This is a genomic window from Microtetraspora sp. AC03309 (genome assembly GCF_020826795.1).
Taxonomy (GTDB): domain Bacteria; phylum Actinomycetota; class Actinomycetes; order Streptosporangiales; family Streptosporangiaceae; genus Microtetraspora; species Microtetraspora glauca.
This window is the reverse complement of record NZ_JADDIL010000499.1, coordinates 1-463: the sequence shown is the minus strand read 5'-3', so window position 1 is coordinate 463 and position 463 is coordinate 1. Positions and strand designations below refer to the sequence as shown.

The following is a 463-nucleotide window of genomic DNA, read 5'->3' as shown; positions in this document are numbered from 1 at the left end:
CGCTGTTCGCAGAACGCCCGAGCCTCCTGGATCACCTCGAGATGCTCTCGCAGGGACAGGAAGCGCAGGTTGATGGTGCGACCGGACTGGTTGAGGCCCAGCACATCTCCCTCGCGCCGCTCGTCGAGATCCAGATCTGCCAGGGCGAATCCGTCCAGGGTCGCCGCAACGGCCTTGATCCGTTCACCGGCCTTTGATGTCTCCGGCAGGCGAGTGGCCAGCAGGCACAGACTGGGGTGTTGTCCGCGGCCGATCCGGCCGCGGAGTTGATGAAGCTGGCTGATGCCGAAGCGGTCGGCATCCATCACCACCATCATGGTGGAGTTCGGCACGTCGACGCCGACCTCGATCACGGTGGTGCACACCAGCACGTCGATCTCCCCGGCCCGGAACAGGCCCATCACCGCGTCCTTCTCGTCACCGGACAGCCGGCCGTGCATGAGGCCGAGCCGCAGCCCCGACA

The 463-nt window shown here is 66.3% G+C and carries 1 protein-coding gene; it reads right to left on the bottom strand.

Going from position 1 to position 463, the window contains the following annotated elements; genetic code table 11:
• On the bottom strand, positions 1-463 hold a 463-nt coding region (locus IMZ11_RS44045), incomplete at both ends, for a helicase-related protein (protein WP_255708216.1).